Source organism: Candidatus Nitrospira nitrificans (assembly GCF_001458775.1).
Classification (GTDB): Bacteria; Nitrospirota; Nitrospiria; order Nitrospirales; family Nitrospiraceae; genus Nitrospira_D; species Nitrospira_D nitrificans.
In genome coordinates this window covers 22,231-36,484 of record NZ_CZPZ01000018.1, presented here as the reverse complement: position 1 = coordinate 36,484, position 14,254 = coordinate 22,231, and the positions used below count along the sequence as shown (strand labels likewise).

The window sequence follows — 14,254 nt, the reverse complement described above, 5'->3', positions numbered from 1 at the left end:
ATTGTTTCGCCAATTCCAACACGCCAACCTTCGCCCGGATAATTTTCTGTTCGGTGGTCATCGTCCGCACTCCTTTCGTGAAGGCGAGGACTCTACCGGACTGTCAGATTAAGTTCTAGCACTTACAGCTGAGCGGCTAAGAGAATTGGCTAGCTAGCAACTCGTTCCGGCTTCTTCGCTACCCTGATCCGGACTGTTCCCCGCCGCCCGGTTGGAGCCACGCGAACTGTCACTTCTACATCTTGTCCTAGCAGCGAAGGAAAATGCACCAGGCACTCGATAGAAAAGCCCGCATCTGACCAACCAGAAGCTTTTACACCTCAGCTTGGTTACTCCCCAACTGTGCCGCCGCTCCGACCTGTTTCCAACCTCAACCCTTGATGGGTGTCGGCAACGTAGCTGGGTGGTATTCTTGACTCTCTGCCAAGTGGGGCCTACACTTTGGGCCAAGTATTGAGAGGGCACATATGCCAACAGTGAAGAAGCAAGCGCTGGAGATGATGAAGAAGTTGCCGGAGAAATCCACATGGGACGATATCATGTACGAGATTTACGTCCGGAAGAAGATTGAAGCCGGTATTCAGGCGGCAGATGAAGGGAAAGTGGTGCCGCATGGCGCCGTAAGAAAACGCTTTCTCAAGAAATGACCCGCATCGAGTGGACTGAGCCCGCCGTTTCTGATCTCGAGAATATCCAAGACTACATTGCCAGAGACTCTGCTGAGTATGCTGATGCCATCGTTGAGCGTCTCATCCTCTCGGTTGATCGGCTTGCCTCATTCCCTGAAAGTGGCCGACTTGTTCCTGAAGCATCCGATCCAAAGATTCGTGAGCTCCTTGTCCAAAGCTATCGAGTGATCTATCGGTTGAAGAAAGGGTCTGCTCAGATTCTGGCGATCGTCCATGGGGCGAGAAATCTCTCCGGTATGAAGCCCAAACCTTGGGCAAACAAGTAATCAACATCCTTGTGTGGTGCTGTCCTCAGCAACCATCAAACATCCGAAGCTGGTCCGGATGTGAGGTCCCGCGTCTCCACGTCAGAAGCGTAGGCTCCTTCTTGAGTTTGGCGAACGGTGGGCTCGATGCCAGTAAGACCTGCGCGGAGATCCATGGTCCGATCAGGTCGAAGTGGGCTAGATCTGTTTCTCGAAGGTTCACGCTCCACTCCGAACCACGTCTGTTCCTTCTTCCCGCTGGACGACTAAGATACCGCAACTGAAAGAACCACTCCCCTGACAAGCTTGTCCCGATGCGGTGAACCACGGCGATAAGACCCCTCCGGTCACCGGCTGTTTGCAGAAGGTAGACGCCGAGAGCAATTTCTTCACGACCCATGATGTATCCGATGGTTACACGAGTATTGCTCAAAGGTCAAGCCGAGAGTGGGAAGGAGAGCGAACTCCTCTCATCGTCAGCATTGAGGTCAAGGCGGACTTGGCAGCAGAGCTGAATTCTTGACTCTCTGTCGGGCGAAGCCTACGGTACGCTGATGAAACAAGTCTTCGTCTCTCAGAGCTTGATCGAGGTTGAGATGCGCAAGGAGCAGCTTGAGCAGGCCGGCATCCGGTGCATGATCAAGAACCAGCGTTCCTCAGGACTTGCCGGAGAGATTCCCTTTGTAGAGATTTTCCCGGAGCTGTGGGTACTCCAAGAGCGGGATTACGATCAGGCACGCCGGCTACATGAAGAAGGCACTGAGTTGTCGCCGATGCGCCAAGACTTCTGGACATGCTCAGGATGCGGCGAGCGTCATGAAGGTCAGTTTGGCGTCTGCTGGAAGTGCGGACAGGAAAAACCCTCGTCGTGATTTTTCCGGCAACCTTCTACCCGTCACTTCTTCTTGCAGACGAATTTCCAGACGGATTGAGCGAGAGTCCCTGGTGGAATGGGTGCCCAGGCTGACTCGCCTGACTTCCGATAAATCACGTCGCCAGTTCCCATGCTTCCCGCAAACTGTTCTACCGCCACCAGCCGAAAGCGCTTTTTGGCGCAATCGTGTTCTTCCTGGGCACGAACGGATAAGAATGTTTTGAAGCCTCTGGTGCGAGCGGTTTTCAAATCGTCTAAGATCCGGACTCGTACCAACTCACCGCTCCGCTTGATGGTTTCTGAATCGAAATAGACCGTTGCCTTGTCGTTACCATCGATCAACAGCCATTCCGCAAATGCAGGAGCCTCGCTCAGCGATTGGGACGCAACCAGGAGCGAGAAAATCAAAGGAACACTGCGGAAGAAGCAACCAGTGAGCAACACAAATCCGTCACGAAAGACGAACGCACCGAAAGTGGGGCACCACGGCTTGGCTAGGCTGATCTCTTTACGCCGTCGGCCAAACCTCATAAACGACGGTTCCGATCGCTGAGGCTTGGGCTTGTTCCCAAAGGCGCCGGCCGACTGGTCGGAGGGCAGTCACAATTCCTTGTCGGCAGGAAAGCCATGACTCAAACTCTTATTGTTGGGGGCAGGGCACTGGCACACATGCCGCGCAGAAAACCAGAACCATAGGTAGTCGATCGATTCAGGGCTTCTGGCCGTTTTCGTCCACTCTTTTCAAGCAATCGTTAAACGCCCCTCGCCGTTGGACGAACGACCAGAAGAGTTTATAACGATTGAGCATCTCCAATTGCTCCACATATTCGTTACATTGCTTCGCCTTCCAAGCCTCTACATTCTCCGGAGGCGCTGTAACGACCCATGCCCCCCCTACCAGGACCAAAATAGCCAGGGCCACGCTCCCGACGAGCACAATTCCTTTCTTGGCGTTCATGAATCCCTCTTTCAGTATATTGAAGGTCAAAAAACCCGCTGAGTCTTTTCGCCTGATCCTACCCGTTGATGGTGCCGGAGACCGGGATCGAACCGGTACGGGCCTTTTGAGCCCGAGGGATTTTAAGTCCCTTGCGTCTGCCTATTCCGCCACTCCGGCGCGAGGCGGATTTTAACATAGCGCACATGGCTCACAGCCACTTTTCTCTTGCCTTACCGAACATAACTGCACCCCAAGCGCGCAAGCCTCCGCACGCGCTAGCTTCAGCCAATCTTCCAGAAGAATCTTCCAGAAATTACCCGTCTCGTTGAGCTACAATATGAAGAAAAAACGACTGGGTATCGGTGACGCAATAGTCATGTGGCGAGGTAATCAGCTGAGAACACACGCTTCCGGTTGCTTCATTGGGGTTTTGGTACTCACGATGGCACTGCCAACCGGAGTGGCTGCCCAAGAAGCGGTACTCGATATCCTCCCGCTTCGTCCGTTCAGTTTCGACGTGTCATTCAACGATCGCAGCTTCGCGCCCACTCGCAGAATCATCGCCGTTCAAGCTGGAATCACTGCCCTTCGCTATGGCCCCCTTGAATTGAGAGGCATCTACCAATATTACAGTCACCATACGCCGTCCTTTATCACCGATCAACATTCGTTGTATGCGAATCCCCGTTGGAATAATTTCATCGATTTGTTGGATTTCCCCAGTGGCAAACCACTCAGTCGCCTCCTGCGACACGTTCTTTTCGGACCACTTGAGCACCGGGCGGTACCTTATGTCGGAGCGATGCTGGGAGGAACCCTGCCGGGGAGAGGAGCACTTTCACCAGGCTACCTATATGGAGGTCAAATCGGCGTACGATTTCCTGTTGCCCAGGGGTTTTCCGTCGATATGGGACTTCAATACACACGATTCGAAATTGATTTCCAGGGCAAGTCCGACTTGTCACGACAATGGCTCTTCACCATCGGCGTTCGGTTTTAAGCCGATGGCTCTTTATCTTTAGACATGCCAAGACGTGGAGGATATGGGACGTGCGCCTTTGCGCCATCAAAAGATTCCTTGGTTCGCTTATCCTGACGACGCTGGGCATTCTTCTGCAAGGATGCGGGCTTGTGTATGACGCCGTTGAGCTCGTCCATCCGCTGACCCGTGATGAGCTGTCTACGATCTGCGCGCGGGGGCGATTGCGCGTCGGGATTTCGGTTGAGCCGTTTCGTCCGTTCGTTTTTTCCGCCATGTATACCGACGAAGGCATTCGGGTCACGGGTTTGGATATCGAGTTGATTCGGGAGGTCGCCGACGCGCTCACGTCCTACTGCGGCGGACCGACCCCCGTCGTTCCAACCCTGCACGTCACTCGCTTCCCTGATCTGTTCATCAAGATGAATGAAGGCCAGCTCGATCTCTTTGTCTCCTCCGTCAGCGGCACCGTTCCCGGCACGAGGCCGACGGGCCTGTGGTTCTCCGCTCCATATTTCCGTGACGACGGGATCGCCGCCATCATCCAAAAGCCTGAAGTGACGGAACGCGTGCGAGCACAATTTCAAAAACACAACGGGAATGATACGCTTGCAGCCGTCCAGGAAAGCTTTGCCGGCTTGACCGTGGCGGTTCAGAAGGGAAGATCCTCTCACCTCTATGCCGAAGCCAACCTCGCGCGGATCCGCATGGTCATCTGCGATTCGCTTCCCGCCTCGATCGAAACAAAGGACCCGGCGATCGATGTCATCCTGACCAACCATTCCATCCTCGAATATGTCACGAAACGGGTCTGGCAGAATTGGCGGCTCGTGTCACGCCCCAACGGGACTCCCTTGATTCTGACTCATGAGGACCTTTCCATCGTGACAAGCGAAGAGCATAGGCGCTTACAATGGTTTTTGAACAACTTGCTCTTTCGTTTGGAAGAATCGGGACGGTTGAAACAGATGCGAACCCGATGGATCGAGATGGAGTATGCGCCCACCCGGCGGGCGACAACGGAAGGGTTGCCGCTTGAGGTCACACAAGTTCCCGACCATTATGATCAAGGCCAGTGCCGTCCTGCGGAGAAGCAATGAGAAGGCAGAGGTGTTCATGATCGTCCCGTCGAAAGTATTACTACCCGTTGGTTTGATCTTGTCGCTTCTATGTCCCCAGATCGGTTGGACACAGGACTCGCACAAGGAGATCGAACAGACCGCGCAGCTCCTGACAACTCTGCTCAATGCAGGGCGTGTCGTCGTCGAACGGAATCAATCATTGATCAACGATCCGGCCCAAGGCGATAAGGGATTCACGCCCGAGGTCTTTGAACGGCTTATGCTGGACGAATTTTTTCATCAGACCGGGATTGATTTGAAACACCCTCCCTCATCTTTACCTGCTCTTGCCAAAGAGCTCTTGGCCGCGCTGATCCTCGCGAGCAAAGAGGTGGTCCGGGACGCACAGTTCGTGATCAACCAGCGCGGGATCGGATATAAGAATTTTATCCCGGCGACGTTCGGCAGCCAGGCGGCACGGAAGTTTTCCAATCGATCACGCGTGACGATCAAGCAGACGACCCTCAACCCGAGAAACTTGAAGAATAGTCCGGATACGTACGAGGAAATGATACTGGCGCGGCTTGCGACTCTACCGGCCTCGACTACTCCGGTCGTCGAATGGATCGACGGCGGAAGGTTACTCAGAACAGTGATGCCGATCTATTACACGGAGGATTGTCTCGCCTGCCATGGAAACCCCAAAGGGATCCTCGATATTTCAGGCTATCCGCGAGAAGGCGCTCAGGTGGGAGAACTGGCTGGGGCCATCAGTATTCAAATCCCCTCGGACCATCGGTAGCAGTCAGCCCGTGCCGACGGAGGAGAGCGACGGGGTGATCCGCTACCGATGATCGTCGAGAAGCTTAGTTCATGACCGCGGTCAATTGAGGCCTCGACTCCTCAGAGCTCTTGCCTTTTGCCGATTTCCGGTCCAGCACTTCCTCCACCCCGGACTTGACGGCCCGGCCCCATCGGCTGGTCTGCACCTGCGCCTTGCGGGCATACCGGCCGATGCTTCGACGAGTTTCCACGCCGGTCTGTGGAGCGAACAGGAGCCCGAGTCCCGCTCCGATGACCGCCCCACCGGCGATGAATGCTGCTGCCTTGGCGACCTGATTCCCCTGCTCCGACATGGTGAACCTCCTCATGTGGTAAATGAGCCGGAAGATCCTTTAAAAACTCTTCTATGCCACGATCCTTCAGCATGCTCTGTGCCAGGACCTGAATAGGCGTAAAAGAGACGATTCCCCTGAGAAATCGCAGGAAGCGTTTTTTGGCAATGAGGAGTGACTAATTTTGGGTCTCTTTTTCTCGACAGGCCGGGACACAGTCGTTTCAGAAAACCAACACTTGAGATCTTCGCATGCGTGCAAATCAGCTATGGAAGCCGATTTGACGGCTATAAACTTTAGCTGTTTCTAATCTTTGTCGCGCTTGCATTGATACGTAAGGCCCCGTATGATCCACCGGCAAGTTTTGCCGCGCGACGCAAAGGGTGCCGCAGATGATCCAAGATTCGTGTTCCTCTCGTGATAGGAGCGCCGCCGCACAAAGGACTATTCTGGAAGCACCGTAATGCCCCTCCCAGCCGCCATCCCCTACCCCAATATCGACCCAGTCCTTGTGGCGCTCGGCCCCATCCAGCTCCGCTGGTACGGACTGATGTACCTGATCGGCCTGACCGTGGCGTACTTCCTTATTCAACATAAAGTCGCCCAAAAAGGGTTGATGATCAGGAAAGACCAGATCTATGACATGGTCGTCTATGCGGCCTTCGGTGTATTTCTCGGTGGACGGATCGGGTACACGCTCTTTTACAACTTTTCGTACTACAGCCAAAACCCGCTGAAACTTCTGGCGGTCTGGGAAGGGGGCATGTCCTTCCACGGCGGCCTCATCGGGACCGCTATCGCACTGATCTGGTTCAGCAAGCGGCAGGGCATTCCGACCTATACCGTTGCGGACTTAGCGACGGCCGTCACGCCGATTGGATTGGGATTTGGCCGGATAGGCAACTTTATCAACGGTGAACTGTATGGTCGATCGACGGACGTGGACTGGTGCATGGTTTTCCCGGCAGGGGGTCCTGTCTGCCGCCATCCTTCGCAATTGTACGAGGCAACGCTGGAAGGGCTGACACTGTTTACGGTGTTGTGGTTGATTGATCGGCGAGCGACCCCGCCTGGGACGATCTTCTGGACCTTCATCACCGGATACGGTATCAGCCGACTCATCGTCGAACTCTTCCGTGAACCGGATCAGCACCTAGGGTTTATCTTAGGATCGATCACCATGGGCCAGATTCTTTCCATTCCGATGGTGGCGATCGGACTCATCATGCTCGTCCTGGGCTACCAGCGGGCGAGGCAGAGGGCTGCGCACGCCGGAAAGTTCTGAGTGCCGGGCACACGGCCGAATCGTGCACGGTTGACGCGTTGAGGCAGTGAGCGGAGTGAGAAGGACGCCGGAGAGTTCGTACCGCATCCTCAGTACGGCATCTCATCATCATCCAGGCCCACATGGTGGCCCAATTCATGGACAACGGTATCACGCACTTCCTGCATCACTTCCTCAGGACTCTCACAACAGCGAAGGATCGGTCCGCGATAGATGGAAATGCGAGGCGGCTGCTCCCCTCCAGGCCCAAAGAACGACTCAGCCGCAAGTGACCGACCTTGGTACAGCCCAAGCAAATCGTCTTCACTGTCCAGCTCAAGATCTTCGAGCACCTCTTGCGGCGGTTCTTCTTCCACCACCACGGCAATGGACTCCATGAGTTTCGTGTAGGGAAGAGGCAGGTCCGCGATCGCCTGCTGAACCAGCTTTTCAAAATCCTCAAATGAGACATGGTCACGACTGGCCATTTCCATTATCCCTACCCTTATAATTCTACTGCCGTTGCACATCGCAGAAACAGACAGTGAAACCGAACCGAGTCGCACGCGAGACTCTGTCTGATCGCAAACTTATAGATTTCACTCTGTGTTCTGTACTGCTCGGCCCGCGCGGCTGCCTGATCGGCCGATATCGCATCCGTCTTATAGTCGGCGACCCACAGCTCTCCATCAAGCCGGTAGAGGAGGTCGATCACTCCTTCCATGACCTGCCGGTCACCCCACGGCATGACGAAGGGGATTTCTCGGCCAAGGATTTGAGACGACCGGAGACGTTCATAGACTTCCGATCGGCCGAACATCGCAAGAAGATCGTGCACGGATTCGGCGACCGCGTCGGCATGGGGCTGGTCGTCCGGCCCAAGAACCGCCTGGACGGCTAAGACCGCCTGATCACATAATCCTGAAGGGTCCTGCGAAAAGTTCCATCGCTCGAGCACACGGTGCGTTACCACACCAGCCAACCGGCCAACCGCCGCATCCCGTCGAGCCGGAATCGTCTCACGCACAACCAGCGCCGATCGTTTTCCCAGCGTCGTCGGCGTCAGATGATAGGAGGTCTCGCGAACCGCGGTCCATCGAGCAGTCCTGATCTCCCACCGCTCAGCAATCTCGTGTGGATTGATCAATGCTTCACTGGCCGCCTTATCCGACCATCGGCGGGGCTGCCTCCGTTCCGATGCCCGGACCACTCGATGGGGAATCGCGCTGACTCCGATCGTCAAAGCCTCCGTCGAGGCCGTTCCGATCTCCCCCGTGCCGATGTTCTGCAGAAGGTCGAAGACCGTTTCACCGAGTGAGCGGCCGGTGATCCCCCCTGACAACAGCAACAACTCTTTGGCCCTGGTCATCCCCACATAGAGCACCCGTCGCCGCTCCGCCTCTTCTCGCAGCCGAAGTTTGTGTTGGACCAGCAGCGAACCGAGAGACCGATGACGGTCGAGGGACAGACCATAGATGCCGCTTGACCAATCATAGGAAACCTGCGGCGCGCTTCGTTCCCGCCCGCGTCCGCTCCCTTGGTGAAGACCCGGCAACACGACAATGGGAAATTCCAACCCCTTGGCCTTATGAATCGTCAACACATGCACCGCTTCGAGCGACTCCTCGGCGAGAGGACTTTCCGATTCGTCCGGTTGCTCGTCAAGGCGGGCAATCATGAGCTCCACAAATCCACTCAAGGTCATGTGTGGCCGATCACCTAATGAGGCAGCCGTCTGTTTGACCTTCATGAGGTTGGCCACGGCCTGCTCGCCATGGAGCGAGGCAGCCGCCACGTCGAGAATCGGCAAACGGTCGAACATCAGCGCAAGGGCCTCAGCCACTGTCAGCACCGGGATCGCCCGATGGAGCCACGCTAGATGTTCGTACAGTCTCCGAACAGCGGCGGCGCGGACATGAGACCACGATCCGAGACTCACGGCATAGAGATAATTGAAATGCCCCGCCTGCTTGAGCTCATAGAGCTCCCGATCCGTCAGCCCTCCAAGTGGTGACCGAAGGAGACCGGCCAACGCGATTTCGTCATGAGGATGATCCAAGACCCGCAGCAGATTGACGAGGTCGATGACCTCCTGGCGACGATAGAAATGCTTTTCCCCCTCGATGACGTAGGGAATGTCATGTCGGCGCAAGGCATCGAGATACGCATCGGCTTGTGTGAGCTTTCTGAACAGCAACGCGATGTGGCCCGGTTTCACGGACGGGCGACTCAGGACCTCGTCGTTCAGCCAGTGAGCCAGCGCTTCGCTCTCGGCTCTCGTCGCCCCTGCTGCGTCGAATGTCTCCCCCGCGCTATTCGGCGTCGTCACGCTGAGACGAACACCCGGTTCGATTGACGCCTGACGCCGGTGAGGTCGCACCTCCAATCGAACATTCGCCGGCTGGACCAGCGGCTCCCGTTCGAACAACCGATCAAAGATCTCATTCACCGGCTCTAACACGGCCGCATCGCTCCGGAAGTTCGTCGTCAACGTGTAGGCTATTCCGCCATCACCCGTGACTTTTTCCACGACTCGGTCGAAGGCTTCGATGTCGGCTCGCCGAAAGGCATAGATCGACTGTTTCGGATCTCCCACAATGAACAGTTTCCCTGGTTCGAGCGCCATCTCGTGCCAGTGAGCCGCCTGAAGCCCCTGCCGCTCCGAGACCGCAAGGATGATCTCGTACTGCACCGGGTCTGTGTCCTGAAACTCATCGACCAATACAGCTCGATAGTCCCGCTTGATCCGTTCACGAACCGACGGATGTTCGAGAAGCAGTGTCCGTGCCCGCGCCAGCAATCCATCGAACGAAATCCAGCCTTGCCGCGCAAAGGTCTCACGGATGTTCCGCACCAGGGGAATGAGCAATCCCAAGAGCTGGTTCAAGAATTCATGGTCGACCGTCAGGAGCTGTTGCGCCGTCTGGATGAGCAACGCGGCCTCTTTGAAGTCGCCTTGCTCCCATCCACCCACGGCGTTTCCGAGATCCTTGCCGAACCATTCATCGTCTTCCATGGCCAGGCCTTGCCGGCCCGACAACCCCTTTTCTCCTATGAGGCGCATCAACGACGCCGTCGCGGCAAGCATGTGCTCCGCCTTGCGGCGCTTGGGTCGATCGTAGGTCTTCAAGAGTCGCTCCGCTCGATCTCCCATATGTTGCACCCAACGCGAGACGGCCGGTGGCACCGTTGTCGATGCGAGTTGTTGTCGCAGGGCGTCGAGGTCGATCAATTCGCTGCACAAGGACCGGGCCAACGTTCTGACCGTTTCGAGGGTGGTCGATGACAACACCGATCGCCATACGCAATGCTGTTGTCCGGCTCGGCTCAATTCCCGGTCGAGCCAGCAATCCCACGCGGCAGTGAAGTGTTCTTCGAATCGTAAACCGTCGTCTTCCTTGAAATCAGGATCGACGCCGCTTTCCAGCGGATGGAGTCGCAACAGGTGCGCGGCGAAGCTATGAAGGGTGCCGATCTGGGCCTTTTCGAGATCGCTGAGTGCTGCCTGGGCACGGGCGGCTATGGCATCCGCGCTGAGTCCGTAGCGCTTCCGCAGATCTTCGCGCGCGACAGCCCCTCCGTCGCTCGATCGCGCCGGATCGGCCTCCGGGTGAGCAAGCGCCATGAGTCGCTCGCGCAGCCGCACTTTCATTTCAGTCGCCGCCTTGTTGGTGAAGGTCAAGGCGACGACCTGCGTGATCGAGACCGTAGCGGGCTCCTTCATCAGCAGATACACGAGACGATTCACGAGCAAGGTCGTCTTGCCGGTCCCTGCCCCGGCCACGACGACCACGTTGCGATCGAATGTCGTCTCAGCCGACTCGCGCCCCGCGCGATCCGGTATCGGAAGATCGTTACTCATCGGCAATCTTCTGCGCCCGAAGCATCTTCAACGTTTTCGGCTCGGCCGCGCGATGGGCCCTCCACCACGTCGGCGCATGTTCCCGCCGACACGCCACGCGAAAGTCACATCCCTCGCAATAGCCGTCCGGAAGAATGAAAAATCGTCCGGCACGGATGCCGTCCACGAGCATTCTCATCGTGTTCTGGATCAGCGCTCCGGTTTTGGAGGACCACGACATCGCCTCAAAACTCGACCGGCTGATCGTCGTGGACCACTGCGGAGCGAGAAACAGGAACTGCACCTGGCTCGGTGTGGACCGGCCGGGAACGGCTAGGCAACCATAGAGCGGCGGCTGCAGCCGATACCCACGGACCGCCGACTGGACCAAGTTCCGGTCTTCCGGTTTCATCGCCGAGCCGACTTTGAATTTGTAATCGATCACGCGCAGGGCGCCGGAGGTCCGGTTCCGATCGAGCCGATCGATGCGACCGCGAATCTTCAACAATCCCTCGCCGAGGACGCCGGGAATCGTCCCTTCACCGTCCACTTCAAATGCGATGGGCTCATAGGGATGCTCGGCCTGTTCCTCCTCGTCCGCTTTCACGGCCGCGATCATCAGCGTCACGATCAGTTCTTTTGCCAACTCCCACAGCAGATAATGGCCTGTCTGATGTTGTGATTCCAAGTCCGCCGCCGCCTGTTCCGCCGCCCGTCGAATCGTCTGGTCCACCATCTCGCCCGCCACCTGTCGAGTCGGCCACCCGGCCGACACAAGCTGTTCATAGCCACGACGCAAGGCAGCATGACAGAGCATCCCCACCAACGCCGCATCCGGCTCCTGCGACATCACGACACGGCTCGGTTCGAGTCTCAGCACATCCGCGGCAAAATATTGAAACGGACAGCGCGCATAGCGTTCGAGCGGCGTCGGGGCGAGGCCCCGGTCGAGAAGCCGCGCCCAATGGGGCTCGATCGTTCCGGTAATCCCGTCGAAGAGATTCAGCATGGCGCCGTCCTCTTCGACTCGGTCGAGCGCCGCCGCCGCATGGCGGAGCGTCTCGGCATCACGCCCGAGCGCCTGGACCAGATCGGCCGGGTCTTGCCCATTGATCGCCAACCACTGAGTCAGTTCAGCCGGCGGCAGGAATAATTTGAGCGTCGGTCGTTGTGAGACTCGATCGGTTAGGCGACGAGGCACCATCTCTATCGGCTGCTCATCCTGGCCGAACCGACGACGAGCGTTTCCGAGATACGAAGAGGCAGCCAGCATGCGCCCCGATTCATCAGCGCGTTGATAGGACAAGAACAGCCGTTGTGAGGCAGCCTGACAGCTCAGGTGAAAGAGCAAGGTCTCTTCTCTATAGGCGGCCAGTTTCTCGTCGATTTTGAATCCGAGCGTGGCGTCGAGCACGCGCCGATGGCGATCGCGAAGAAACGGGTCTTCCCGGATATAACGGGGAAACACTTTTTCGTTCAAACCGAGGATGAACAGCACTTTGAACGGCACGCCGCGGGCCGCCATCACATCGCACACCGTCACCCCCTGCGATGAGCCATCGTGGAGAGGGATCGTTGCGCGCTCGAAGGCATGGGACAGCAGCTCGACGAATTCGGCCCAGGTCATCTCCTCGTTGAGCAACTCCAATTCCATGAGCGTCGTCCAGATACGGTCTATCGCGTCCCATGTCATCGCGTGGCGGGCAAGCGGACCATCGTCGGTGGTCGATAGGGCTGCATCAGGCCGACGCAGGCGCCGCTCGATGAGTGCGCGACAAGCGGCGACCATCCGGCCGATCGTGCCTCGCGAGGGCAGGGCTCCACAGTCTTGCGTAAGCTGTGAGACCACCTGCCAGAGCAAGCTGATCACTCCCGGCGCAATAGCCAGAGAGCCGACAACGCTCTCCTCGCCGTCCAGCACCAACGCGGCTTGACTCGCCCGCTCCAGCCGTTTCCACTCTTCAACTCCGTGAGTGATGTGCAGGGCTTGCACCAGCAGCTTCCACTGTTCCGGCCGGTACGACGTTGACCGCTCGTCGTACAGATCAGTGCGGTAGAGCGGAGACGTCACCACATCGAGGACCGACGCGCGATACAAATCGTTCAGCGGCAGGGAGACTATCTGTAACACCAGCTTGCAGATCGGTTCCTGCATCAACGGCCTCGATGCCGTCGTACGAAAGGGAATCCGATGGCGATCGAAAACCGACTGAATATGCAGGCTGTAGGGATCGAGGGTACGGGCTGTCATGCCGATCTCGTCGAATCGATAGCCGTTGGTTTCAGCCAGATCGAGAATGGTTCGGCAAGTTGCCGCCAACTCTTCTTCCACGCCGATTACGCTTCGTATGGTGAGTCGGACGTGACCGGGCGGCACGGTGGACGATTCCTGATCCGATCGGATCGTCGCCGCATCCGACATCGCCAGCGGCTGAATGTAGCGATCGAAAAACCTCCTGGCGAACCCAAAAGCCGGATCGTCCTCCAACGGAAAAAACAAGGTCGTGTCTTTGGCTCGGCTGATGGCTTCAAAGAGGGACAGCTGTACCTGCGTCAGGTCGTAGAACCCGTAATAACACACTTCTCTGAGCGGCTGCAGGAACGAGGCAGTCGGAATGAAAGGGGTAAGCGATTCAGCCAGATCGTCCTGCGTCCCCACACCGAGCGCCCTCCCCGCTTCCTTCACGGCGGCATAGAGCGCCAGGAGCGCGCCGAGCCACGCCCGGTCATCTTCCTCGAAATAGCCTTCGTGGAGCCCTTGCAGCGCCTGCACAGGATCGACGTCGGCATCCTTCAGGTCGCGAATCGTCGCCCAAAGCGCGCCCCACGTTCCGAAGGATTGTCCGATCCGTTGCAACGGGGCCTGGCTGGAAAGCTTGCCGCGAACGATGTGCCGGACCAGTTGTTCAAAGAACAGCTCATCGACGACACGCGGCAGCGGGCGATCGACAGGTGCTTCTCCGGCCAACCTCAGGGCCAATTGATGAAAGGTTAAAACGTGCAGGTTCAGGAGCGACAGCCGTTGTTCGACAGTGAGCAGGACGCGCAGGCGATCGGCGAGCGGCTTGGAGGGAACAAAGATTGCGAGGGGTGCAAGCGGGTCAGCGACCTTGATGCGGGTAAGATGCTCGACGAGAGCAGATTCAAGAGTGGAATGAAAGCGCCCGGTGACGATGCGGAGCATTCAACGTTTGCTTCGTGAAGCGTGAAACCCGCTTCGCCCGCTCAGCGAGGCGAGCGTGACGC

The 14,254-nt window shown here is 57.3% G+C and carries 13 protein-coding genes and 1 tRNA gene; 7 read left to right on the top strand and 7 right to left on the bottom strand.

Annotation, left to right across the window (positions count from 1 at the left end):
- Positions 1-467: 467 nt before the first annotated feature.
- The 3 genes from COMA2_RS12015 to COMA2_RS12000 all read left to right on the top strand — a co-directional run bounded on the left by COMA2_RS12015 (position 468) and on the right by COMA2_RS12000 (position 1,806).
- Entirely contained in the window at positions 468-647 is a 180-nt protein-coding gene (locus tag COMA2_RS12015; RefSeq protein WP_090898345.1) for a hypothetical protein, read from the top strand.
- Positions 644-955 carry a type II toxin-antitoxin system RelE/ParE family toxin gene (locus COMA2_RS12010; RefSeq protein WP_090898342.1) on the top strand — a complete coding sequence of 104 codons (312 nt, stop codon included), beginning with the start codon at positions 644-646 and terminating at the stop codon, positions 953-955. The genes COMA2_RS12015 and COMA2_RS12010 overlap by 4 nt, the downstream gene beginning before the upstream one ends.
- Before the next feature lie 533 nt (positions 956-1,488).
- Positions 1,489-1,806 carry a putative signal transducing protein gene (locus COMA2_RS12000; protein WP_090898336.1) on the top strand — a complete coding sequence of 106 codons (318 nt, stop codon included), beginning with the start codon at positions 1,489-1,491 and terminating at the stop codon, positions 1,804-1,806.
- Positions 1,807-1,829: 23 nt separating this feature from the next.
- Here COMA2_RS12000 and COMA2_RS11995 read toward each other — a convergent pair whose 3' ends face one another.
- The 3 genes from COMA2_RS11995 to COMA2_RS11985 form a co-directional block, all read right to left on the bottom strand.
- The gene (locus COMA2_RS11995) at positions 1,830-2,339 is read right to left on the bottom strand and encodes a surface-adhesin E family protein (RefSeq protein WP_090898332.1); all 510 of its coding nucleotides are present in this window, start codon (positions 2,337-2,339) and stop codon (positions 1,830-1,832) included.
- 178 nt (positions 2,340-2,517) lie between these two features.
- Positions 2,518-2,766: a hypothetical protein gene (locus COMA2_RS11990; RefSeq protein ID WP_090898329.1), complete on the bottom strand. Its 249-nt coding sequence runs from the start codon at positions 2,764-2,766 to the stop codon at positions 2,518-2,520.
- A 69-nt stretch (positions 2,767-2,835) separates the two neighbouring features.
- Positions 2,836-2,925: transfer RNA gene (locus COMA2_RS11985), tRNA-Leu, on the bottom strand.
- Between the two features lie 265 nt (positions 2,926-3,190).
- On the opposite strand from COMA2_RS11985, the gene COMA2_RS11980 reads away from it, so the two are divergent.
- The 3 genes from COMA2_RS11980 to COMA2_RS11970 are packed head-to-tail and all read left to right on the top strand — an operon-like array spanning position 3,191 to position 5,590.
- Positions 3,191-3,748: a hypothetical protein gene (locus tag COMA2_RS11980; RefSeq protein WP_139077313.1), complete on the top strand. Its 558-nt coding sequence runs from the start codon at positions 3,191-3,193 to the stop codon at positions 3,746-3,748.
- A gap of 50 nt (positions 3,749-3,798) precedes the next feature.
- The gene (locus tag COMA2_RS11975) at positions 3,799-4,827 is read left to right on the top strand and encodes a substrate-binding periplasmic protein (RefSeq protein WP_175304567.1); all 1,029 of its coding nucleotides are present in this window, start codon (positions 3,799-3,801) and stop codon (positions 4,825-4,827) included.
- Positions 4,828-4,843: 16 nt separating this feature from the next.
- Positions 4,844-5,590 carry a Tll0287-like domain-containing protein gene (locus COMA2_RS11970; protein ID WP_245630991.1) on the top strand — a complete coding sequence of 249 codons (747 nt, stop codon included), beginning with the start codon at positions 4,844-4,846 and terminating at the stop codon, positions 5,588-5,590.
- A 64-nt stretch (positions 5,591-5,654) separates the two neighbouring features.
- Here the strand turns inward: COMA2_RS11970 and COMA2_RS11965 are convergent, their stop codons facing one another.
- Positions 5,655-5,924 (bottom strand): YtxH domain-containing protein, encoded by a 270-nt coding sequence (locus COMA2_RS11965; protein WP_090898317.1) that lies wholly within the window; start codon positions 5,922-5,924, stop codon positions 5,655-5,657.
- 460 nt (positions 5,925-6,384) lie between these two features.
- On the opposite strand from COMA2_RS11965, the gene lgt reads away from it, so the two are divergent.
- Positions 6,385-7,188 carry a prolipoprotein diacylglyceryl transferase gene (lgt, locus tag COMA2_RS11960; protein WP_175304568.1) on the top strand — a complete coding sequence of 268 codons (804 nt, stop codon included), beginning with the start codon at positions 6,385-6,387 and terminating at the stop codon, positions 7,186-7,188.
- Between the two features lie 89 nt (positions 7,189-7,277).
- Here the strand turns inward: lgt and COMA2_RS11955 are convergent, their stop codons facing one another.
- Genes COMA2_RS11955 through COMA2_RS11945 form a run of 3 tightly spaced genes read right to left on the bottom strand, consistent with a single transcriptional unit; the run spans position 7,278 to position 14,192 of the window.
- The gene (locus COMA2_RS11955; protein WP_245630988.1) at positions 7,278-7,655 is read right to left on the bottom strand and encodes a metallopeptidase family protein; all 378 of its coding nucleotides are present in this window, start codon (positions 7,653-7,655) and stop codon (positions 7,278-7,280) included.
- A 17-nt stretch (positions 7,656-7,672) separates the two neighbouring features.
- Positions 7,673-11,029 carry a UvrD-helicase domain-containing protein gene (locus tag COMA2_RS11950; protein WP_090898308.1) on the bottom strand — a complete coding sequence of 1,119 codons (3,357 nt, stop codon included), beginning with the start codon at positions 11,027-11,029 and terminating at the stop codon, positions 7,673-7,675.
- Complete coding sequence (locus tag COMA2_RS11945) at positions 11,022-14,192, bottom strand: PD-(D/E)XK nuclease family protein (RefSeq protein ID WP_090898305.1); 3,171 nt, start codon at positions 14,190-14,192, stop codon at positions 11,022-11,024. The genes COMA2_RS11950 and COMA2_RS11945 overlap by 8 nt, the downstream gene beginning before the upstream one ends.
- Positions 14,193-14,254 lie beyond the last annotated feature (62 nt).